We start from the raw sequence: 20,420 nt of genomic DNA, 5'->3' as shown, positions 1-20,420 counted from the left end.
CAAAGCTGACAGGGTGGCGCGCGATCTGGCACGAGGCGCTAACCCGGAATGATAACGAATCCCGAGCGAAAGCGAGACAACGGCCCCGCCGCGCGGGCGCTTTCCCTGCTTCGGGCGGGGCTGGCCTTGCCGTTCCGCCTGGCCGGAACGCTGCTGAAGCGGACGGCGCAGGTCATCCTGTCGCTGTTCATCGTCATCCTGCATCCGCAGTTTAAATGGCTGGTCAAGGTCATCGCCCGCTCCGGGCTGGTGCAGAACTACATCAAGCCGGCCTTTCACGGCTTCATCGTCGGCTATTACGAGCCGTTTTTCGACCTCCTCGCCACGCTGCCGCCCTTCTGGGCGACGGTCAGCATCGCGCTGCCGCTGGCGATCCTGGAGCCGGCCAAGGTCGTCGCCACCATCCTCATCGCCGAGCGCCCGAAATCCGGTCTGCTGCTTTGGGTGCTGCTACAATTGCTCAGCCTGGTGCTGATCGACCGGACCTGGACGGCGGTGCGCCCGCAGAGCCGCAAGATCTGGATCGTCAGCCGGCTGCATGCCTGGGGCTGGCTGAATTATTCCTACGGCAAATATTGGGTGACGAGTTCGCCCTTCTACCGCCAGATCATCCGCTGGAAGGAGCAGGTTCAGCAGACCGCGCAAGCCTTCTGGGCGCGGCTCGCGGCGCGGCGGCGGGCGTGATTTCAGGCGCCCGCATCGGCGCGATTTGCGGCCAGCGGATGAGCGCGGCGCGGCCGGCCTCGGTGAGTTCGTAAACGCCCCGGTCGGCGCGGGCGAACCAGCCATAGACATTGTGCAAAAGGATTTTCCCGGCATCCGGCGCGGCGGGACGCAGGTCGCGCGGGCGCTTCGGGCCGTCCGCCATCGCGGCGGCGCAGGCGAGCGCCTGCTGGCGGTAGGCGGTCATGATCGGCGCGCGGGTGCTGCCGCCGGGCACCGGATCGCCCTGGCGGCGGCGATGCTCCTCGATGAGCCGCGACCGGCGCCGCTTGTCCTTGCGCGGCATCGGCGCGTCCGGGCTGACGATGACGGAGACAGTGCCCGCCGCCGAGACTCCGAGCATCCCGAACCCGAGGCGGCGGCAGAGATTGCGGAAGCGTGCGTCGCTCTCCCGCCCCTTGCCGCGCCGTGAGATCTGCGCGGCGATCCAGACCTCGTCGCAGGCGGCGGCGCGGTCGACGGCCTGCAACACCAGTTCCAGGTTGAAGGTCAGCTTCATCTCGCAGATGACCACGATGGGCGTCCCGTCAGTGCCGAGCGCCACGAGGTCGCAATTGCGCACTTCGCCTTTGACGGCGAAGCCGAGCGATTCGAGGAAGCGTTTGACCGGCGGGTAGAGCGAGGTTTCCAGAGTGTAAGTCTCCGCCATGCAGCGATGGTCGGAGACTCTAAAAGCAGTTCGCGCAAAAACGGAACGTCTTTCTGCGCGCTACTGGGCCGCCGCGGGCGGCGCGACGGTGGCATCGGCCTGTCCGCTCGCCGCGAGCGCCTTGGCGACGAAGCCCGACGCCTTCATCTCCTCGACGAAATCGCGCAGGAAAGGCGCGCCGAGATCGCGGCCCTTCGGGATGCCGATGGCCTGGTTGATGACCATGAACCGGCCCGGCACGACGCGCAGACCCGGGCGGCTCGCCGCATAGCCGACGAGCGGCTGCTTCACCCCGGCGGCGACTTCGAGCTTGTCCTGCACGAACAGGTCGAGCGCTGCCGCCGAGCTTGGCGCGCGGACGATCTGGGCGCGTTTCAGCTCGCGCGTCAGGTAGAGATCATAGGCGCTGCCCTTGCCGACGGCGACCCGCACGCCTTCGCGGTCGACATCCTCGATGGTCTTAAGGGCCGAGGCATCGGGCACGAGGTAGGTGCCTTCGATGATGACGTAAGGCGGGGTGAAGCTGATACCGGCGGCGCGGACGGGATCGATGGCGAGAAATGCCACGTCCCAGGTGCCGAGCGCGTCGAAAACCTTGCCCGCCGAGTCGAAGGTGGTGAATTCGAGCCGGCTGCCGAGGCGCTTGGCCAATTCGCGCGCAAGCTCGGCGGAGACGCCGCGAGGCTCCCCGCTTGCCGGATCTTTCTGCGCCAGGACGGGATTGCCGTAATTGATGGCGACCCGCAACGGGCCGGTCGGGGCAAGGTCTTTGACGACGGCGGGAGAAGGGGCATCGGCCATGGCTGACGTCGCTAAACAACAGAGGAGAACAACGGCTACAACTATCCTCATCATTTCCATCCCAGTCTATATCGCGTTTTTGATTATCCGGGCATCATAGCAAATCTAGCGAGGGGTCACCCGCCCCGCTCAGACGCTCCCCGCGACGAGGCTGTACATCGCCTTGGCCGCCGGGGTCAGCTCCCGGCCGGTGATGGTGATGAGCGCATAGGGCGGCACTTCCAGCCGCATATCGAGCGCCAGCTCGCCGATGGCGGAGTTCATGCCCGACTGCGAGGCAAAGAACCGCGCAACCGACGTGGCGACCGGCGCGATGGCGTTGGTCTGGTTCACCGTGACGAGGGTCAGCAGGAAGGACGAGGTGTTCAGCATCTTGACCGGGAGCGACATGCCCTGGGCCAGCAGCGCGGCCTCGATGGTGCTGCGCAGCAGCGCGCCTTCCTGCGGCAGCACCCAGTCGAATTCCATCAGCCGCCGCATGGTATGCTCCGGGCGGCGCAGCAGCGGATGGCCCTGGCGCACGATCAGGCTGATCGGCTCGGGGCCGATGAAGTGGGCCTCGAACTGGCGCGGGTCGCGCCGCGCCGGCAGCCGGGCGAGGATGAAATCCAGCTTGCCCTCGATCAGCGCTTCGCCGAGCACGTCGCTGGTCGAGACCTCGACATTGACGGTGATGCGCGGCAGATGCACACGCGCCTGCCGGATGGCCGGCAGCACATGCTCGACCGCCGGTCCCGTTACCGAACCGATATTCACCGTGCCGGCATTGCCTTTCAGGATTTCCGACAATTCGCGCTCGGTCTCGGCGACCTCAAGCAGCATCCGCCCGGCGCGGTTGGCGAAGGCGCGTCCGGCCGGGGTCAGCACGATGCCGTGGCTGGTGCGTTCGTAGAGCCGCGCGCCGGTGATTCGCTCGGCTTCGGCGGCGAGGCGCGAGGCGGCGGGCTGGGAGATCGCCAGCATGGCGGCGGCGGCGCTGATCTGGCCGGTCTGAGCCAGACCGTCGAACAGTCGCAGGTGGCTCATCTTCAGACCGCGACGGGTGAGCTGCGATCCCGAAGGCGGAAACAGCCGCCGCTCCGATGTCATTCCCCAACGCCCCCAAAGTGACATACCATTTTAGACATATTAGAATTACCATTACGAATTTGACATGCATATCGCCTTTCGCGATCCTCATCCCGGCTCCGGTTAGAAAACATGCGCAAGAGCAGATGACCGGCAGCGGGCAAGTTACGTAGAAGGGCGACGCCCCTTTGCGGCGTTGCCGATGGGAGGAAATATTGAAGATCTTCAAAGCACTGGCCACTCTGGCCATGGTGTCGCTGCTTGGCGTCGTCTCGGCCAATGCCGCCGAAAAGGGCCTCGTTGGCATTTCCATGCCGACGAAATCCTCGGCGCGCTGGATCGACGACGGCAATAATATGGTCAAATACTTCCAGGAGGCCGGCTATAAGACCGACCTTCAATATGCGGAAGACGACATCCCGAACCAGCTCGCGCAGATCGAGAACATGATCACCAAGGGCTCGAAAGTCCTCGTGATCGCCGCCATCGACGGCACGACGCTGTCCAACGCCCTCGCCAACGCGGCCGCCGCCGGCATCAAGGTTATCGCCTATGACCGCCTGATCCGCGACAGCAAGAATGTCGATTATTACGCCACCTTCGACAATTTCCAGGTCGGCGTGCTGCAGGCGCAGACCCTGCTCAAGGGCCTGAAAGAGCGCTTCGGCGACGGCCCCTACAATGTCGAGCTGTTCGGCGGCTCGCCCGACGACAACAACGCCTTCTTCTTCTATAACGGCGCCATGTCGGTGCTGCAGCCCCTGATCGACGCCGGCAAGATCACCGTGCAGTCCGGCCAGCAGGGCATGGACAAGGTCGGCACGCTGCGCTGGGACGGCGCGGTCGCCCAGGCCCGCATGGATAACCTGCTCTCCGCCTTCTACACCAACAAGCAGGTGCATGGCGTGCTGTCGCCCTATGACGGCCTCTCTATCGGCATCCTGTCCTCGCTGAAGGGCGTCGGCTACGGCTCCGGCACATTGAAGATGCCGATCGTCTCCGGCCAGGATTGCGAAGTGCAATCCGTCAAGTCGATCCTCAACAACGAGCAATATGCCTCGATCTTCAAGGACACGCGCGAACTCGCCAAGGTCACCGTGGCCATGGTCGATGCCGTGTCCAGCGGCAAGGAACCGCAGATCAACGACACCAAGACCTACAATAATGGCGTCAAGGTCGTGCCGTCCTACCTGCTGAAGCCGGTCGCCGTCGACAAGAGCAACTGGGAAGCAACCCTGATCGGCAGCGGCTATTACAAGGCCGAACAGATCAAATAGCGCCTGTTTGAAGCGGCGGGTCCGGCGCGTCCGGGCCTGCCTCTCCGGCAAGCCTCAAAGATCTGGAGCAGGACGTGCAACCCATCCTCGAAATGCGCGGGATCACCAAGACATTCCCGGGCGTGAAGGCGCTCGACAATGTCTCGATCAGCGTCGGCTATGGCGAAATCCACGCCGTCGTCGGCGAGAACGGCGCGGGCAAATCCACGCTGATGAAAGTGCTGAGCGGCGTCTACCCGCATGGCAGCTACGAAGGCAGCATCCGCTTCGAAGGCGAGGAGCGCAGCTTCCGCCATATCCGCGATTCGGAAGATCTCGGCATCATCATCATCCACCAGGAGCTGGCCCTGGTGCCGCTGCTGTCGATCGCGGAAAACATCTTCCTAGGCAACGAGGTGCAGACGCGTGGCGTCATCAACTGGCCAGAGACCTACGCGCGAACAGAAGAGCTTCTGGCCCGCGTCGGCCTGAAGGAAGCGCCGCGCACGCTGGTGACCCAGCTCGGCGCCGGCAAGCAGCAGCTCGTCGAGATCGCCAAGGCGCTGTCGAAGCGGGTCAAGCTGCTGATCCTCGACGAGCCGACTTCGAGCCTCAACGAGACCGACAGCGACGCGCTGCTCGATTTGCTGCTGGAATTCAAGCGCAAGGGCATCTCCTCGATCCTGATCTCGCACAAGCTCAATGAAGTTTCCAAGGTCGCCGACAAGATCACCGTGCTGCGCGACGGCGCCAGCATCTCCGTCGCCGATGCGCGCGCCCGCACCGTCACCGAGGCCGAGATCATCCGCGACATGGTCGGCCGCCCGCTCACCGACCGATTCCCGCCGCGCGAGGCCGCGATCGGCCCGACGGTGTTCGAGGTCAGGAACTGGACCGCGCATCACCCGATCCATATCCGGCGCAAGGTCGTCGACGATGTCAGCTTCAAGGTGGCGCGCGGCGAGGTCGTCGGCATCGCCGGGCTGATGGGCGCCGGCCGCACCGAGCTGGCCATGAGCATTTTCGGCCGCTCCTACGGCGAGGGCATCTCCGGCGAGGTGCTGGTCGGCGGCGAGCCGGCCGATACCTCGACCGTCGCCCGCGCCATCCGCTCCGGCCTCTGCTACGTCACCGAGGACCGCAAGACCTTTGGCCTCGTGCTCGACGAAACCATCCGCCGCAACATTCCGCTCGCCAATCTCGGCGGCATCTCCAGCGGCGGCGTGATCGACGACAATGAGGAAATGGCCGTCGCCACCCGCTACCGCGACCGGCTGCGCATCAAATCAACGAGCGTCGAGCAGAAGACGCTCAACCTGTCCGGCGGCAATCAGCAGAAGGTGGTGCTTTCGAAATGGCTCTACGCCAATCCGGAAGTGCTGATCCTAGACGAGCCGACGCGCGGCATCGATGTCGGCGCGAAATACGAGATCTACACGATCATCAACGAGCTGGCGGCGTCGGGGAAGGGCGTCGTCTTCATTTCCTCGGAGATGCCCGAACTGCTCGGCATGTGCGACCGCATCCTGGTGATGAGCGAGGGCCGCTTCGTCGGCGAACTCGCGGCGGCGGACGCCTCACAGGAAAAGATCATGCACATGATCCTCAACGCGAATGGTGAGTGACTATGACGATCGCACATGAAGAGCACGCAGCGACGGCCGCCGATACGGCCTCCTACGGCGATTTCATCCGCCACCATATGCGCGAATACGGCATCCTGATCGCCCTCGTCGTCATCATGGGCTTCTTCCAGATCGTCACCGGCGGCGTGCTGCTGAAGCCGGTCAACCTCACCAATCTCGTGCTGCAGAACAGCTACATCATCATCATGGCGGTCGGGATGCTGCTGGTGATCGTGGCCGGCCATATCGACCTGTCGGTCGGCTCGGTCTGCGGCTTCGTCGGGGCGGTCGCGGCCGTGCTGATGGTGCAATACGGCTATGATTTCGTCACCGCCTCGGCGATCTGCCTCGCGGTCGGCGCGGTGATCGGCGCGGCGCAGGGCTATTGGGTCGCCTATTACCGCATCCCCTCCTTCATCGTCACCCTGGCGGGCATGCTGGTGTTCAAGGGCTTGGCGCTCGGCCTGCTCGAGGGCCGCTCCATCGGACCGTTCCCGCGCGAATTCCAATTGCTCGCCTCCGGCTTCATCCCGGATTTCATCGGCAGCGGCCCGTTCAACCAGTTTTCGATGGCCATCGGTATCGTGACGGCGGTGGTGCTGCTCTGGATGGCGGTGCGCTCGCGCAATCAGGCGCTGAAATACGGCAATGTCGACGAGCCCTTCGCGGTGTTCGTCGTCAAGCACGCCGCGATCGCCTTCGCCATCCTCTATCTGACCTGGCTGATGTCGGCCTTCCGGGGCCTCCCCAACGTGCTGATCGTGATGGCGCTGCTGATCAGCGTCTACACCTTCATCACCACGCGCACGACGCTCGGCCGCCGCATCTACGCGCTCGGCGGCAATGAGAACGCGGCAAAGCTCTCCGGCATCAACACGCAGCGGCTGACCTTTCTGACCTTCGTCAATATGGGCATCCTGTCGGCGCTTGCCGGCCTCGTCTTCGCCGCGCGCCTCAATACCGCGACGCCGAAAGCCGGTCTCGGCTTCGAGCTGGACGTGATCGCGGCGGTGTTCATCGGCGGCGCGTCGATGAGCGGCGGCATCGGCACCGTGGTCGGCGCGGTGGTCGGCGCCTTCATCATGGGCGTCATGAATAACGGCATGTCGATCCTGGGCATCGGCATCGACTGGCAGCAGGTCATCAAGGGCCTCGTGCTGCTCGCCGCCGTGATTTTCGACGTCTACAACAAAACCAAGGCCTGAGGAGAATCCCCGTGCTGCTTTCCCAAATTCGAGACAAGGCCGGCCGGTTGCGCGTCGTGGTGCGCGAGGGCAGCGAAGCCTATGCGGTCGAGGGCGCGGCCAGCGTTTACGATCTGGCGCGGCAGGTGGCGGCGGCCGGCACCCAGCTCGCGACCCGCATCCGCGAGCTCGGCCTCGGCGAAGCCGTCGACCTGGAAGCGGCCTATGACGAGGGCCGCCTGCTGCTGCCGATCACCCATCCCGATCCGGCGCATCTGCATGTCACCGGCACAGGCCTCACGCATCTGGGCTCCGCCGCGACGCGCGATGCCATGCATTCCGCCGAGAAGACCGAAAACCTCACCGATAGCATGAAGATCTTCCGCATGGGTGTCGAAGGCGGCAAGCCGGCGGCGGGCAAGGCGGGCGTGCAGCCGGAATGGTTCTACAAGGGCAACGGCCATGTGGCAGTCGCGCCGGGCGCGGCGCTCGTCTCGCCCGAATTCGCCGATGATGGCGGCGAGGAGCCGGAAATCGCAGGCGTCTATATCATCGGCGACGATGGCGCGCCGTTCCGCCTCGGCTTTGTGCTGGCGAACGAATTCTCCGATCACGTGATGGAGCGGGTCAACTATCTCTATCTCGCCCATTCCAAGCTGCGCCAGGCCTCCTTCGGGCCGGAAATCCTGGTCGGCGAGCTGCCCGCCGATATTCGCGGCGCTTCGCGGGTCTATCGCGGCAGCACGCCGATCTGGGAAAAGCCGTTCCTCTCCGGCGAGGCGAACATGTCCCACACCATCGCCAATCTGGAGCACCATCATTTCAAATACGGGCTGTTCCGGCAGCCGGGCGACGTGCATGTGCATATGTTCGGCACGGCCACCCTGTCTTTCGCCGACGGCATCCGCGCCCAGCCGGGTGATGTCTTCGAGATCGAAGCGCCCGATTTCGGCCTGCCGCTGCGCAACCCGCTCGAAGTCACCGCGGCCAAGGACGCGCCGCCCGTCTATGAGGTGACGGCCCTTTGACACCGTTCTGCGCCGCGATCGATTGGGGAACGTCGTCCTTCCGCCTCTGGCTGATGTCCGAGGCCGGGACGGTCATCGCCGAGCGGCAGAGCGACGAAGGCATGATGCGCGCCGCCGCCATCGGTTTCGACGTGGTGCTGGAGCGGCATCTGGCCGAGCTTGGCGTCGCCGAAGAACTTCCGGTCGTGATGTGCGGCATGGTCGGGGCGCGCCAGGGCTGGCAGGAGGCGGGCTATCTCGACACGCCCGCCGATCTGGCCGCCATCATCGGCAAGGCGCGCAAGATCATCGACGCCTATCCGCGCGACGTGCGGGTGCTGCCCGGTATTGCCCAGCGCGAGGCCGGCGCGCCCGACGTCATGCGGGGCGAGGAGACGCAGCTTCTGGGGCTGGTGGCGCAAGGCATCGGCAAGGGGCTCGTCTGTATGCCGGGGACGCATTCGAAATGGGTGCGGCTGAAGGGCGGCAAGGTCGACGGCTTCTCGACCTATATGACGGGCGAATTGTTCGCCATGCTCTCGCGCCACTCGATCCTGAGCGCGGCGGTGGATCAGGCGGCGGCGGTTTCGGCGGATGCTCCCGGCTTCCTCGATGCGGCGCGGACGGCGCTCGCCGATCCGCAGGCGGTGTCGAATTTGCTGTTCCAGCTTCGGGCTGGCCAATTGTTGGGATTTGCGCCGCCGAACGAGGGGGCGGCGCGGCTTTCCGGCTTGCTGATCGGCTTGGAGCTGGCGGGGGTGGCGGTGCGGCACGGCACGCTGCGCGATGTCGTGCTGGTGGCCTCGGGCGGCTTGTGCGACCTTTACCGGGCCGTGCTGGAGTGCCAGGATTTGACCGTCCATGTCTGCGATGCGAGCGAGGCCGTGCGGCGCGGCCTCTGGCGGGCTGCATCGACCTTCTGGACGGCGGAGGAAAGACAGGAACATGCCCGCTGAGCGCGCCGTCATCCCGTGGCCCGAGCTGAAGCGCTCGCTGGTCGCGATTCTGCGCGGCATCCGGCCGGAGGAGGCCGAGGCCGTCGTCGCCGAATTGATCGATGCCGGTTTCGAAGCCATCGAAATCCCGCTGAATTCGCCGGAGCCCTTCGTCTCGATCGGGAAGGCAGCAAAATTTGCGCCGCCCGGCTGCCTGATCGGCGCGGGGACCGTGCTGCGGGTGGCGGATGTCGACCGGCTGGCCGAGGCCGGCGGGCGGCTGATGGTCAGCCCCAATGTCACGCCCGAAGTCATCGCTAGGGCGGCGGCGCGCGGCATGGTCACCATGCCCGGCGTTTTCACGGCGACGGAAGCGCTGCTCGCGGTCGATGCGGGCGCTTCGGCGCTGAAATTCTTTCCCGCCAGCGTTCTCGGCCCTGCGGGCATCAATGCCATCCGCGCGGTGCTGCCGCCGGCGCTGGAAATCGGCGCGGTGGGCGGCGTGTCCGAGGCGGATTTCGCCAGTTACGCGGCGGTCGGCCTGCGCACCTTCGGGCTGGGCTCCAGCCTTTACCGGCCGGGGGCGGCCGCCGCCGATATCGGCAAGAAGGCGCGGGCGGTCGTCGCCGCCTATGATACGGTTTTCGGCAAGCGGTCCTGATGCGGCCGGGGAGTGGAGGGATCGTGGACGCGGAGATTTTCGGTTATTTGCCGGACGGGCAGCCTGTGCATCGCGTCGCCATCCAGGGCGGCGGGCTGAGCGCGACCATCATCAATTGGGGCGCGGTGGTGCAGGATCTGCGGCTCGCCGGCCACGCCGATCCGCTGGTCCTGGGCTTTGACAATTTCGCCGATTACCCGGCGCATTCGCCCTATTTCGGCGCGGTGGTCGGGCGCTTCGCCAACCGCATCGCCGATGGCCGCTTCAGCATCGACGGCATCGCCTATCAGGCCGACAGGAATTTCCTCGGCAAGCACGCGCTGCATGGCGGCGCGTCGGGCATCGGCCGCCAGCTCTGGACCCTGGCCGACGCGGGCGCCGATTTCGTCACCATGACCTGCCGCGCCCGCGACGGCGAGATGGGCTTTCCCGGCAATCTCGACGTCACCTGCACCTATGCGCTGAAGGATGCGGGCCGCCTCGTCGTCGAACTGACCGCCACCACCGACGCGCCGACTGTCTGCAATCTCGCCCATCACAGCTATTTCAATCTCGATGATGGCGGGCGGACGGATGTGCTCAACCACATCATGCAGATCGAGGCGGAGGCATACCTGCCCGTCGATGGCGAGCTGATCCCGACCGGCGAAGTGATCCCGGTTGCCGGGACGGAGTATGATTTCCGCGCGCCGCGGCCCGTCCGACGTGGCGAGCCGCACCGCCCCTACGATCACAATTTCTGCCTTGCCCCGGTGCGTGGCGCGTTACAGCGCGCGGTGACAGTCGAAGGGGCGCGCTCCGGCATCGCCATGGAGGTTTGGACGACCGAGCCCGGCGTGCAGTTCTATGACGGCCCCGGCATCGCCGCTGGCCTCACCGGCCTCGACGGCGTCGGCTATGCCCCGCATTCCGCGCTGTGCCTCGAGCCGCAGATCTGGCCCGACGCGCCGCATCGCCCCTATTTCCCGCAAGCGCTTCTGCGTCCGGGCGAGCGCTACGCCCAGACCACGGAATACCGCTTCCGCAAGGCGGGGCGCTGAGGGGCTGGCTCTCATCCATCACGCGGGCGCTCCGACATCGGCTCGGGGCGGCAGAATCTGGTCGAAGCGGCATTGGCGCGGGGCCTTGTCGGGGCGCCAGCGCAGGAATTTGGTGCCGTGGCGGAAGCGGTCGCCGCTGACATGGTCGAAGCGCACCTCAGCGACGAGTTTGGGCCGCAGCGGCTCCCATTCGCCGCTGCGCTCGGTGCTCCAGCGGCTCGGGCCGCCGGGCGCCTTGCCGGTGAATCCGGGTGCGCCCCGCAGCGCCTCAAGCTTGCGCGTGAGGGGCAGGGCGCTCCTTGTCGGAGATGGTGGAGGTGAAGCCCACATGGTCGAGCTTGCCCTCGGCATCGTAGAGGCCGAGCAGCAGCGAGCCGACCTCGCGGCTGTTGCTGGCATAGCGGAAGCCGCCGACGACGCAATCGGCCGTGCGCAGCCGCTTGACCTTGACCATCGAGCGGATGCCCGACGTGTACAGCCCGTCCAGCGCCTTGGCGACGACGCCATCCGTGCCGCCGCCGGACTCGCTGAGCCATGTCTCCGCCCGCTTGCGGTCGCGCGTATAGGGCGAGACGATCAGGCGTTTCGGGATGCTCGCCGCCTTGCCGAAAGCGTCCAGCGCTGCCCTGCGCCGGGTGAGCGGCAGGTCCATGAGCGGCGCGCCGTCGGCGGCCAGCATGTCGAACAGCACGAGGCGGGCGGGCGTCGCCACCGAGAGCTTTCGGATGCGGCTCTCCGCCGGATGCAGGCGCATTTGCAGCGCGTCGAAGGAAAGCCGCCCGTCGATCTCGATGACGAGTTCGCCGTCGGCCACGAAATTGTCCACGGCCAGATCGCGCAGCATGGCGAGGACTTCGGGGAAATAGCGGCCGAGCGGCTTGCCGGATTTGGCGCGCAGCTCGACATGGTCGCCGGATTTGAAGGCGAGGGCGCGAAAGCCGTCCCATTTGGGCTCGAACTGCCAGCCCTTGCCCTCCGGCAGCGCCTCGGCGGAGCGGGCCTCCATGGGCTGGGTGTCGAGCGGCAGGGCGAAGCCGGCGTCGCCAGCGGGGTTCGCGCTGCGTTTCGGCCGGGCGGCCGACGGCTTTTGGGGAGCGGTCACATGAATCCTCGATCCGGAAGTGGCACGGGACAACGCAGCCGTTACGCTTTGGTTCTTTGCGCGCCCCGGTGACCGGACATTTCATGGCTGAGACGATCAGCGGCCACTTTATTGGCCAGGCATTTTTCCTCGCGGCGGCAATCTCACGACCGCCACCTGCCGCGAGGCGCGCTATTGCTGACGCGGTGTCCTGGAAAACGCTACCCAATTCCAAGGCGCGCGGTCATTTAAGCACCCTTCCCATGAAAATCTGCTAGCATCACCGGGGATTGCAGCCTCACCAGTGAGCGCGCCATGCGAGAGCAACAAATTCTCGATCACATAGCCCTGTCGGACCTGCATTTGCAGGAGGCCGAGGCGCGGGTGGCGCTGCAGCGGTCGCATGTGGCCAATTCCGAGGGCGCCCAGCGGGAAAAGGCGACGGACGTGCTCACGACCTATCTGGAAATCCTCGACCAGATGATCATCCACCGGCAGCTTCTGAACAAGGAATTGCTGATCTTGCGGGCCGCGCCGCCTTTAGGCTGAGGTCAGGCGTGGATTTCGGTCTCGATCGCCTCGCGCACCTTGCGCGACAGTTCCTCGATGCTGAAGGGCTTGGCGAGGAAATGCACGCCGTGATCGAGCACGCCATTATGCACGACGGCGTTCTTGGTGAAGCCGGTCATGAACAGCACCTTCAGCCCCGGCCGCAGCGCGAGCGCCTGATCGGCGAGCTTGCGGCCATTGACGTCCGGCATGACGATATCGGTCAGCAGGAGATCGACGCGCGCGCCGTTCTTGAGCTGGCGCACGGCCTCATTGGCGTGGGTGGCCTCCAGCACGGTATAGCCGAGTTCGCGCAGGCTGGTCGCGGTGAGGGTCAGCACGCTGAGCTCGTCCTCGACCAGCAGGATGGACTCGGTGCCGCGAAGTTCGGCGAGGATCGGATTGGCGGGCGGCCGGTTGTCGGCGGGCGCGTAGTGGCGCGGCAGGTAGATTTTCACCGTGGTGCCCTGGCCGGGCTCCGAGTAGATCTTGACGTGGCCGCCCGATTGCTTGACGAAGCCGAAGACCTGGGAGAGGCCGAGGCCGGTGCCTTTGCTGGCGTCCTTGGTGGTGAAGAACGGATCGAAGGCCTTGGCCAGCACGTCCGGCGTCATGCCTTGCCCGGTGTCGCTCACGGCGATCAGCACATATTGCCCGGCCGGAACGCCCGGATGCTGGCGCGCATAGCGGTCGTCGAGATGGCAATTGGCGGTCTCGACGGTGAGGCGGCCGCCATCGGGCATGGCGTCGCGAGCGTTCACGCACAGATTGAGGATGGAATTCTCGAGCTGGGCGGAATCGGCATGGGTCAGCCAGAGGCCGCCGCCGAGAATGGTCTCCATGCGGATGGATTCGCCGAGCGCCCGCGAGATCAGCTCGGAAATGCCGGCAACGAATTTATTGGCGTCGAGGCTGACCGGGGCGAGCGGCTGCTGGCGGGAGAAGGCGAGCAGGCGCTTGACCAGCGTCGCCGCCCGCTGCGCGCCCTCGATCGCGCCGGACAGGAACTCGTCGACCCCCGGCTCGCCCTTGGCGAGGCGCTTCTGCGCGAGGCCCACGCCGCTGATGATGACCGCCAGCATGTTGTTGAAGTCATGGGCGATGCCGCCGGTGAGCTGGCCGACCGCCTCCATCTTCTGCATCTGCCGAATCTGCAGCTCGGCGGCTTCGCGATCCGCGATGGTCTCGACGAGCGCGGCATTGGTGAGGGCAAGCGCCCGCGCGGTGCCGCGCGAATGCACGATCCAGCCGATCAGCACGCCGAGCATGCCGATGACGCCGAGAGCGATCGCGCCGGTCAGCGCGTAGATCGTGCTCTGGGCGGCAGCCTCGCGCGCAGCGAGCAGGTCCGATTCCGCCGCCCGCAGCCGCTCGAAGCGCTGGCGCAGATTGCGCATCATCTCCGTGCCCTGGCCGGACAGCACCTTTTCTCGCGCGCCGTCGAAATCGCCCCGGCGGCGCAGTGCGATGGTCTCGTTGGCGAAGGCGAGGCGCTGCCCGATCAGCGGGCGCGTCTCGGTGACCGCGCGTGCCTGGGCGGGATTGTCCGACGTGAGCGCGGCGAGCGCGTCCAAATCGCTCCAGATGTGCTGATTGGCGTCGTAATAGGGCTGCAGGAAGCGGTCCTCGCCGGTCAGCACATAGCTGCGCTGGCCGATCTCGGCATCCTGCATATGCGACCAGATGCGTGAGATCTTGGTTTGCACTTCGAGCGTGTGACGGACCAGATCGGCCTGATTGACATAGCGGAAGCCGAGCCAGATCGTCAGCGCGAAGATCAAACCGAGGGCAAGGGCGGCTGCCTCGGGCATGCGTTCCCTGACGGCCGTGAGCGATTGCTGAACCATTGGTCTGAACGCCCCTAACGCATCGTCCTCGTCGTGCCTGGCAAAGCGTAATACCATCGGGCATCATTTCCGCAAGTGGAGAAAGCCGCGCCGCCGCAGCGATAGTGCTAACGCAATCGGCCCCCAAGAGCAAAGGAGCGTGGCGTCGCATGACCCCTGTGCTTGAGACCGCGCGGCTCGTCCTGCGCCCCTTACGCCTTGCCGATGCCGCGGCGACCCAGACCTATTTCCCGCATTGGGACGTGGTGAAATACCTGAATGCGCGGCTGCCCTGGCCCTATCCGGAGGATGGCGCGCTGCAATTCTATCGCGATGGGGCGCTGCCGGCGGTCGCGCGCGGCGAGAAATGGATCTGGGCGATCCTGTTGAAAGGCGGCCCGGAGCACCTGATCGGCGCCATCGAGCTGACTCGCGCTCAGAACGACAACCGCGCATTCTGGCTGGGCGTGCCCTGGCACGGGCAGGGGCTGATGACCGAGGCTTGCGCGCCGGTGACGGATTTCTGGTTCGAGGTGCTGGGCGAGGAGCGGCTGGTCGTGTGCAAGGCCGCGCCGAACCTGGCCTCGCGCCGCATCTCGGAGCAGCAGAATGCGCGGCTGATCGGCACCGAGGAGCGCGATTACGTCTCGGGCCGTCTGCCCTCCGAGATCTGGGAGCTGACGCGGGAGCTGTGGCGGGCACGGGAGCGGTAGCTATTGTCCGGCAAGCTCCGCGGGGGCTGGCGGGTGCGCCATGTCGGACAGCGCGTCGAGTTCGATGATGCTGGCAAAGCCGCCCGCCGTCGCCCCGCGCAGGCGGATGGCGGAGACCGGCAGCGTTTCCGGCAAGGTCCAGTCGATGATCTGGTAGGGGGCCGCCGTGATCTTGGCCGACGGGGCCGCGCCGGCCGGCAGATCCTGCCAGGCGCCATTGACCAGCATCTGCGGCCTCACGGTCCGGAACCAGCCGACGGCATTGGCATGCGCGCCGCCCTCGATGAAGCGCAGAATCTTCATCGGCACGTCCTCGCTATAGCTCACCGTGAAGGTGACGTCGTCGCCCATGCCCCAGAACTCGTCCGAAGGCGCGGACGGCTCCCGTCCCGAAAAATCCTCCTCGACGCCATCGGCGAAGACGCCGGGGCCGGCCCGCTCCTCGCTCGGGTCCGCACTGCTGGACGCGGTTACAATGCCGCCGGCGAGACGGAGACGGTTGTTGGCGCTGCTGCGATAGAGCTTTGTCGTCGGCGTCAGCTCGACCTGGTTCGACGCCGGCAGCGCGGGCAGCCGGTAGGTGCCGCCATCGACGCCGCCGCCGCCATTGCCGAGCGCCTCGACGACCAGCGGCCGCATCCGCGCGGCCATCATGGTAAAACTGTCCTCGGCGGCGCGGTCGCGCGGCAGGTAGTCGGGCAACTCGTGGCTGCGCGTGCGGCGGATGCTGTAGCGGTCCGAAAGCGCCCGGCCCGGAAACTGCGCGGCGACCCAGTCATAGCCGTTCATCAGCCCGAGCACGCCGCCCATGGTGGCGGTGCCATTGTCGGAATCCCAGCCCGACAGCGTGCCGATGCGGATGGTGCGCTTCAGATCGCCCTGGCCGTAGAGCAGCGCCATCATGCCGGTCGCGTAATTCACGGCGGAATCGTACCAGTCGTAATATTTGAAGCCGTTGCCGTCGGCCTGGAGCTGGTAGCGCTCGGCGATGCGGTCGCGTGTGTCCTCCCAATCGTCGCAGCCTGGCGCGTCCTGCGCCGGGCACATGCGCCGGAACTCGCCGAGCACGAAATCGAAAATGTCGGCGGTTTTTGACGTGTCGGGGATGTATTTGCGCGCTTCGGTGGCCAGCCAGATCACCTTGTCGCGGTCGCTGAGCGCGGGATCGGCGACGGGCGCCAGGGCGTAAAGCAGCACGAATTCCTGCGCGGCGTGGGCGGCATAGCTCGCCGCCGTGTTGCGGATCGGCAGGTCGCAGATGCGCAGGGCATAGACCGGCATGCCGGGGGCGAGCGCGCCGCACATCTCGGTGGTGAGCTGGGCGTCGATCATCAGGTAGCTCATCTCCTCCTTGGGGTCGTTGGCGGCGTTGACCGCGCCCATGCCCGTCGCCGGCGGCAGCGCACCCCGCCGGATCAGCCGCAGCGAGGTGAGGTTGGAGATCCAGACGAAATCCTCGCGCCGAAAATAGGTGTCCCAGCCATCGGCGAGCTGCTGCGGGCTGAGCAGCGTCGTGTGGTACTCGTTCATCAGGTGCAGCAGGATATATTCGACGTCGGTGTCGTCGTCGGCGCGCCAGGGATCCTGGAAGACGAAGCCGATGCGGCGGTGGAAATCGCTGAGGCCGCCCCAATCCTCATCCGTGTAGAACGGCTTGTCGGTCCGGTCGCCCTCGGTGATGAGGCCGGTCCAATTGGCGATGCTCTGCGCCAGCCACATGCCGCGCAACTGCTGCTCATAGGCCGTGGCGTCGAGACTGGCTCGCGGCTCGGCTGAAGCGTGGGGGGATAGGCCGGTCAGGCTTAAAGCCAGGAGGCACAATGCGGTCCGCAGACCATGCGGCAAGGACAAACGACACTCGCAGGTTGTTTTTCGAAGCGAGTACACCTGCATTGCAATTGTGGCGAGAACACGGGCGCCGGCCGACTGGCGCGGCTTTTCACCCGTATGTGCGGTGGTCCGTTACCTGAAGCTGACGCGCCAGAGCGTCCGTCTGGCGAGAGATCAAGCGGGAACGTAGGTCAGCCGGATCACGCCATCGCCAAGGCGATCGGTGGAAACAAGCCGCAGCAGCGGGCGCGGTCCGGCGAAAAATGGCTTGCCGCCACCGACCACGACGGGGTGGAAATAGAGGCGATATTCATCGATAAGGCCAAGCTCGGCCAGGCTTCGCGCGAGGTCCGGTCCTGAAACTGTAATTTCCCCGGACAGCCCAGCCTTCAGGTCACGGACCACGCCCCCGATATCATCCCCGACAAGCGTGGCATTGGGGCCGACGGACTTCAGCGAGCGCGATGCGACCCATTTCGGCAGGCGCCGCCACGCCGCCGCGAACTCGCGTTGCTCGGCATTCCACTCGGGACGGTCCTCGTCCCAATAACGCATGGTCTCGTACATGCGGCGGCCGTACACGCTGCCCGTCAGGTCGCGCACGTGCTCGATCCAGTGACGAAAGAGCGCCAGGTCAGGCGCGAATGCATCGTGGTCGACATAGCCGTCCAGGGACTGGTTCATTCCAAAGACGAGCTTAGCCATGCTGCAAGTTCTCCGCCGCGGGGAACGCACAATAGCTTGAGCCGGCATTTCGCAAAAGTGGGGTTGGAGCCCCTAGACCAGCGGCGGCGCGCCGGCGGTCTGGCCGCCATCGACGACGAGGCACTGGCCAGTGATCCAGCTCGCATGGCTGGAGGTCAGGAACAGCACGGCGTCGGCGATGTGGTTCGGGCGGGCGAAGCCGCCGAGCGGAATGCGCTTGCGGGTGGAATCGTATTTGGCGAAATCCGTCTGCCGGACGCGGTCCCAGATGCCGCCCGGAAATTCCGTCGATCCGACAACGAGGCAATTCACCCGGATGCCCGCCTCGGCATAAAGGATGGCGGCGCTGGCGGTGTATTGCTCGACGGCCGCCTTCATGGCCCCGTAGGGCAGCCGGTCCGGAAAAGCCTGGCGCGCGCTGACCGAGGAGAAATTCACCACCGAGGCCTGATCGCTCTGCTTCAGGTACGGGGCGGCCGCCTTCAGGCTGCGCACGGTGCCCATGAGATCGATATTATATGCCGCGCTCCAGCCGCCTTCATCGTCGACGATCGACAGGCTGGTGGCGCAATTGATCAGCGCATCGATGCCGCCGAGCGCATCGGCGGCGTGGCCCATGAAGCGGTCCACCGACGCGGCGTCGGCGACATCGCACGGCTCCGCATGGACCTCGCCGAAGGCGGACAATTCCGCCTGCACCGCGCGCAGGCGGGCTACGTCCCGCGCCCCGATGGCGATCGAGGCGCCCTCCGCGAGGAAGCTTTCGGCCACCGCCTTGCCGATCCCCTTGCTGCCGCCGATGATCACTGCGCGGACTTTCGCGCTTTGCCTCGCACCGTTTTGCATGGAACACCTCGCAATCCTGATTGGGTTGGAGGTTGGTTCCGGCCAGTTGCGTTGCGATTGCTCCGAGCGCCTAACTGGTTGCATTTGTAACGCGTGTCGACGATGCCGCAGGCGCGACCGGAATGGCGGAATGCGGGGCTTTGGGCCCCCAGGCAGGGTTTCCGCGAATGGGCGGGCCCGTCGCCGTTACAAGGCGGCGCGCATTACAAAAAGTTATGCAACCGTCCACATAACGGCAAGGTTGGCTCTGTGATCATCCCGTCCAAGATCCCGCGCGATGCGTTCGCGCCGAGCTTTGTGGAGCCCTGTCACATGACAACCCCTAACGACACGCCGCGTCCTTCGCAGCCGACGCGTTCGAACATGATGCGCAAACTTGTCGTCGGCGTCAGCGCGGCGGCCTTGCTGGCCGGCGTCGGCCTGACCCATTATGCCGGAGCCGCCCCCGCGACGCCGGTGCTGAGCGTCGAGCAGGCGCAGACCCCGCCCCAGCAATTCGGCATGCCCAATTTCACCAGCCTCGTCGAGCGCGTGAAGCCGGCGGTGTTCTCGGTGCAGGTCGACATCAACCCGTCCCTGCGCACCGCCCAGGATGAGGACGACCAGCCGAACGGCCCGGGGCAGGGCGAAAACCCGTTCAAGGGCACGCCTTTCGAGCATTTCTTCGACCAGTTCCGCAATGGCAAGGGCGGCAAGGGCCCCAATAACGGCCGTCCGCAGGAAGAGCGCGTCAAGGCGCTCGGCAGCGGCTTCTTCATCACCGCCGACGGCTACGCGGTCACCAACAATCACGTCGTCGATGGCGCTTCCAAGATCGAGATCGTCACCGATGGCGGCAAGACCCATCGCGCCACGATCATCGGCGCCGATCCCAAGACGGACCTCGCCCTGCTCAAGGTCGAGGGCGGCAGCGACTTCCCCTTCGTCAAGATGGCGGCATCGATGCCCAAGATCGGCGAATGGGTGCTGGCGGTCGGCAATCCCTATGGGCTCGGCGGCACCGTCACGGCCGGCATCGTCTCGGCCGAGAACCGCGATATCGGCTCCGGCCCCTATGACGACTTCATCCAGATCGACGCGGCGGTCAATCGCGGCAATTCCGGCGGCCCGACCTTCAACCTCGACGGCGAAGTGATCGGCGTCAACACCGCCATCTTCAGCCCGTCCGGCGGCTCGGTCGGCATCGCCTTCGACATCCCGACCACCACCGTGCAGGCCGTCATTCCGGTGCTGCGCGACAAGGGCCGTCTCGACCGCGCCTGGCTCGGCGTGCAGATCCAGCCGGTGACGACCGATATCGCCGAAGGCCTCGGCCTCGCCGATGCCAAGGGCGCCATCATCTCCAAGCCGCAGGCCGACAGCCCGGCTGAGAAGGCGGGCCTCAAGGCGGGCGACGTCATCACCCAGGTCGACGGCAAGATCGTCCCCGACGCTCGCGGCCTCGCCCGCATGATCGGCAGCATGGCCCCCAACACCAAGGCCGAGCTGACCGTCATCCGCGACGGCAAGGCGCAGCCTTTGGCCGTGCTGCTGGGCGAGCTGAAGGATGAGCCCAAGCTCCAGGTCGCCAAGGCCGATTCGAAGGCCGAGCCGAAGTCGGAGCAGTTCGGCAAGCTCGGCCTGTCGGTCGCCCCGGCGCCGAACCCCAACGGGCGCGGCAAGGCGGGCGTCGTCGTCACCGATGTCGATCCGGCCGGCGCCGCCGCCGATGTCGGCATCCAGGAAGGCGATGTCATCCTCAAGGTCGGCGAGCACGACATCTCGTCCGCCAAGGACATGCGCCAAGCCCTCGCCGACGCCCAGGCGCGCGGCCGCAGCAAGGCCCTCGCCCTGGTGCGCTCGGGCGACGCCGAGCGTTATGTGGCGCTGCCCGCCGCCGCGTAGAGTTCCCCCACCCCCCGCGAAGCAGAGAAGCCCGTCC

18 protein-coding genes and 1 pseudogene are annotated in these 20,420 nt (G+C 66.1%); 11 read left to right on the top strand and 8 right to left on the bottom strand.

Annotated elements, in window-relative coordinates; translation table 11 throughout:
* The first annotated feature begins 48 nt into the window (after positions 1 to 48).
* Positions 49 to 684, top strand: coding sequence for a hypothetical protein (locus BLEFHOIH_RS17880; RefSeq protein ID WP_125461776.1), 636 nt, complete (start codon positions 49 to 51; stop codon positions 682 to 684).
* Here the strand turns inward: BLEFHOIH_RS17880 and BLEFHOIH_RS17875 are convergent.
* The 3 genes from BLEFHOIH_RS17875 to BLEFHOIH_RS17865 all read right to left on the bottom strand — a co-directional run bounded on the left by BLEFHOIH_RS17875 (position 608) and on the right by BLEFHOIH_RS17865 (position 3,199).
* Entirely contained in the window at positions 608 to 1,372 is a 765-nt protein-coding gene (locus tag BLEFHOIH_RS17875; protein WP_088347389.1) for a DUF2161 family putative PD-(D/E)XK-type phosphodiesterase, read from the bottom strand. The genes BLEFHOIH_RS17880 and BLEFHOIH_RS17875 overlap by 77 nt on opposite strands.
* A gap of 60 nt (positions 1,373 to 1,432) precedes the next feature.
* Positions 1,433 to 2,173: an ABC transporter substrate-binding protein gene (locus BLEFHOIH_RS17870; RefSeq protein ID WP_245297081.1), complete on the bottom strand. Its 741-nt coding sequence runs from the start codon at positions 2,171 to 2,173 to the stop codon at positions 1,433 to 1,435.
* A 129-nt stretch (positions 2,174 to 2,302) separates the two neighbouring features.
* Positions 2,303 to 3,199 carry a LysR family transcriptional regulator gene (locus BLEFHOIH_RS17865; protein ID WP_170937240.1) on the bottom strand — a complete coding sequence of 299 codons (897 nt, stop codon included), beginning with the start codon at positions 3,197 to 3,199 and terminating at the stop codon, positions 2,303 to 2,305.
* Between the two features lie 290 nt (positions 3,200 to 3,489).
* Between BLEFHOIH_RS17865 and chvE the strand changes: the two genes are divergently transcribed.
* The 7 genes from chvE to BLEFHOIH_RS17830 all read left to right on the top strand — a co-directional run bounded on the left by chvE (position 3,490) and on the right by BLEFHOIH_RS17830 (position 10,949).
* The gene (chvE, locus tag BLEFHOIH_RS17860; RefSeq protein ID WP_088347519.1) at positions 3,490 to 4,518 is read left to right on the top strand and encodes a multiple monosaccharide ABC transporter substrate-binding protein; all 1,029 of its coding nucleotides are present in this window, start codon (positions 3,490 to 3,492) and stop codon (positions 4,516 to 4,518) included.
* A gap of 92 nt (positions 4,519 to 4,610) precedes the next feature.
* Entirely contained in the window at positions 4,611 to 6,122 is a 1,512-nt protein-coding gene (mmsA, locus tag BLEFHOIH_RS17855) for a multiple monosaccharide ABC transporter ATP-binding protein (protein ID WP_210191690.1), read from the top strand.
* Positions 6,123 to 6,124: 2 nt separating this feature from the next.
* A complete protein-coding gene (mmsB, locus tag BLEFHOIH_RS17850; protein ID WP_088347386.1) occupies positions 6,125 to 7,327 on the top strand; it encodes a multiple monosaccharide ABC transporter permease in 1,203 nt (400 codons plus the stop codon).
* A gap of 11 nt (positions 7,328 to 7,338) precedes the next feature.
* Positions 7,339 to 8,334, top strand: a complete 996-nt coding sequence (gene araD1, locus BLEFHOIH_RS17845; RefSeq protein WP_088347385.1) for an AraD1 family protein — start codon at positions 7,339 to 7,341, stop codon at positions 8,332 to 8,334.
* Positions 8,331 to 9,269, top strand: coding sequence for a 2-dehydro-3-deoxygalactonokinase (locus BLEFHOIH_RS17840; protein ID WP_280950385.1), 939 nt, complete (start codon positions 8,331 to 8,333; stop codon positions 9,267 to 9,269). Before araD1 ends, BLEFHOIH_RS17840 begins: the two co-directional genes overlap by 4 nt.
* Complete coding sequence (locus BLEFHOIH_RS17835) at positions 9,259 to 9,909, top strand: 2-dehydro-3-deoxy-6-phosphogalactonate aldolase (RefSeq protein WP_088347383.1); 651 nt, start codon at positions 9,259 to 9,261, stop codon at positions 9,907 to 9,909. The genes BLEFHOIH_RS17840 and BLEFHOIH_RS17835 overlap by 11 nt, the downstream gene beginning before the upstream one ends.
* Before the next feature lie 23 nt (positions 9,910 to 9,932).
* Complete coding sequence (locus BLEFHOIH_RS17830) at positions 9,933 to 10,949, top strand: aldose epimerase family protein (protein ID WP_245297080.1); 1,017 nt, start codon at positions 9,933 to 9,935, stop codon at positions 10,947 to 10,949.
* Positions 10,950 to 10,967: 18 nt separating this feature from the next.
* Here BLEFHOIH_RS17830 and BLEFHOIH_RS17825 read toward each other — a convergent pair.
* Positions 10,968 to 12,057: pseudogene (locus BLEFHOIH_RS17825) on the bottom strand (ATP-dependent DNA ligase).
* A 288-nt stretch (positions 12,058 to 12,345) separates the two neighbouring features.
* On the opposite strand from BLEFHOIH_RS17825, the gene BLEFHOIH_RS17820 reads away from it, so the two are divergent.
* Positions 12,346 to 12,579, top strand: a complete 234-nt coding sequence (locus BLEFHOIH_RS17820) for a hypothetical protein (RefSeq protein ID WP_088347381.1) — start codon at positions 12,346 to 12,348, stop codon at positions 12,577 to 12,579.
* A gap of 2 nt (positions 12,580 to 12,581) precedes the next feature.
* On the opposite strand, the gene BLEFHOIH_RS17815 is transcribed toward BLEFHOIH_RS17820, so the two are convergent.
* Positions 12,582 to 14,390 (bottom strand): CHASE3 domain-containing protein, encoded by a 1,809-nt coding sequence (locus BLEFHOIH_RS17815; protein WP_245297079.1) that lies wholly within the window; start codon positions 14,388 to 14,390, stop codon positions 12,582 to 12,584.
* Positions 14,391 to 14,575: 185 nt separating this feature from the next.
* Here BLEFHOIH_RS17815 and BLEFHOIH_RS17810 point away from each other — a divergent pair, with 185 nt between their 5' ends.
* Positions 14,576 to 15,118 carry a GNAT family N-acetyltransferase gene (locus BLEFHOIH_RS17810; protein ID WP_088347379.1) on the top strand — a complete coding sequence of 181 codons (543 nt, stop codon included), beginning with the start codon at positions 14,576 to 14,578 and terminating at the stop codon, positions 15,116 to 15,118.
* On the opposite strand, the gene BLEFHOIH_RS17805 is transcribed toward BLEFHOIH_RS17810, so the two are convergent.
* The 3 genes from BLEFHOIH_RS17805 to BLEFHOIH_RS17795 all read right to left on the bottom strand — a co-directional run bounded on the left by BLEFHOIH_RS17805 (position 15,119) and on the right by BLEFHOIH_RS17795 (position 18,499).
* Positions 15,119 to 16,837 (bottom strand): ADP-ribosylglycohydrolase family protein, encoded by a 1,719-nt coding sequence (locus BLEFHOIH_RS17805; protein WP_170937239.1) that lies wholly within the window; start codon positions 16,835 to 16,837, stop codon positions 15,119 to 15,121.
* A gap of 285 nt (positions 16,838 to 17,122) precedes the next feature.
* Complete coding sequence (locus BLEFHOIH_RS17800) at positions 17,123 to 17,653, bottom strand: dihydrofolate reductase family protein (protein ID WP_088347377.1); 531 nt, start codon at positions 17,651 to 17,653, stop codon at positions 17,123 to 17,125.
* 72 nt (positions 17,654 to 17,725) lie between these two features.
* Positions 17,726 to 18,499, bottom strand: coding sequence for an SDR family oxidoreductase (locus tag BLEFHOIH_RS17795; RefSeq protein ID WP_170937238.1), 774 nt, complete (start codon positions 18,497 to 18,499; stop codon positions 17,726 to 17,728).
* Positions 18,500 to 18,811: 312 nt separating this feature from the next.
* Here BLEFHOIH_RS17795 and BLEFHOIH_RS17790 point away from each other — a divergent pair, with 312 nt between their 5' ends.
* A complete protein-coding gene (locus tag BLEFHOIH_RS17790) occupies positions 18,812 to 20,383 on the top strand; it encodes a Do family serine endopeptidase (RefSeq protein WP_088347518.1) in 1,572 nt (523 codons plus the stop codon).
* Positions 20,384 to 20,420 lie beyond the last annotated feature (37 nt).

This window comes from Rhodomicrobium sp. R_RK_3 (assembly GCF_002198715.1).
GTDB lineage: Bacteria > Pseudomonadota > Alphaproteobacteria > Rhizobiales > Rhodomicrobiaceae > R-RK-3.
This window is presented reverse-complemented; position numbering and strand designations above follow the sequence as displayed.

Bases quoted from the DNA above. Each gene is read 5' to 3' on its own strand.
- BLEFHOIH_RS17795 (WP_170937238.1), bottom strand. From the start codon at position 18,499: ATGCAAAACGGTGCGAGGCAAAGCGCGAAAGTCCGCGCAGTGATCATC.
- BLEFHOIH_RS17875 (WP_088347389.1), bottom strand. From the start codon at position 1,372: ATGGCGGAGACTTACACTCTGGAAACCTCGCTCTACCCGCCGGTCAAA.
- BLEFHOIH_RS17800 (WP_088347377.1), bottom strand. From the start codon at position 17,653: ATGGCTAAGCTCGTCTTTGGAATGAACCAGTCCCTGGACGGCTATGTC.
- BLEFHOIH_RS17815 (WP_245297079.1), bottom strand. From the start codon at position 14,390: ATGCCCGAGGCAGCCGCCCTTGCCCTCGGTTTGATCTTCGCGCTGACG.
- BLEFHOIH_RS17790 (WP_088347518.1), top strand. From the start codon at position 18,812: ATGACAACCCCTAACGACACGCCGCGTCCTTCGCAGCCGACGCGTTCG.
- BLEFHOIH_RS17865 (WP_170937240.1), bottom strand. From the start codon at position 3,199: ATGAGCCACCTGCGACTGTTCGACGGTCTGGCTCAGACCGGCCAGATC.
- mmsA (WP_210191690.1), top strand. From the start codon at position 4,611: ATGCGCGGGATCACCAAGACATTCCCGGGCGTGAAGGCGCTCGACAAT.
- BLEFHOIH_RS17805 (WP_170937239.1), bottom strand. From the start codon at position 16,837: ATGTGGCTGGCGCAGAGCATCGCCAATTGGACCGGCCTCATCACCGAG.
- BLEFHOIH_RS17820 (WP_088347381.1), top strand. From the start codon at position 12,346: ATGCGAGAGCAACAAATTCTCGATCACATAGCCCTGTCGGACCTGCAT.
- BLEFHOIH_RS17870 (WP_245297081.1), bottom strand. From the start codon at position 2,173: ATGGCCGATGCCCCTTCTCCCGCCGTCGTCAAAGACCTTGCCCCGACC.
- BLEFHOIH_RS17810 (WP_088347379.1), top strand. From the start codon at position 14,576: ATGACCCCTGTGCTTGAGACCGCGCGGCTCGTCCTGCGCCCCTTACGC.
- BLEFHOIH_RS17880 (WP_125461776.1), top strand. From the start codon at position 49: ATGATAACGAATCCCGAGCGAAAGCGAGACAACGGCCCCGCCGCGCGG.
- BLEFHOIH_RS17835 (WP_088347383.1), top strand. From the start codon at position 9,259: ATGCCCGCTGAGCGCGCCGTCATCCCGTGGCCCGAGCTGAAGCGCTCG.
- chvE (WP_088347519.1), top strand. From the start codon at position 3,490: ATGGTGTCGCTGCTTGGCGTCGTCTCGGCCAATGCCGCCGAAAAGGGC.
- mmsB (WP_088347386.1), top strand. From the start codon at position 6,125: ATGACGATCGCACATGAAGAGCACGCAGCGACGGCCGCCGATACGGCC.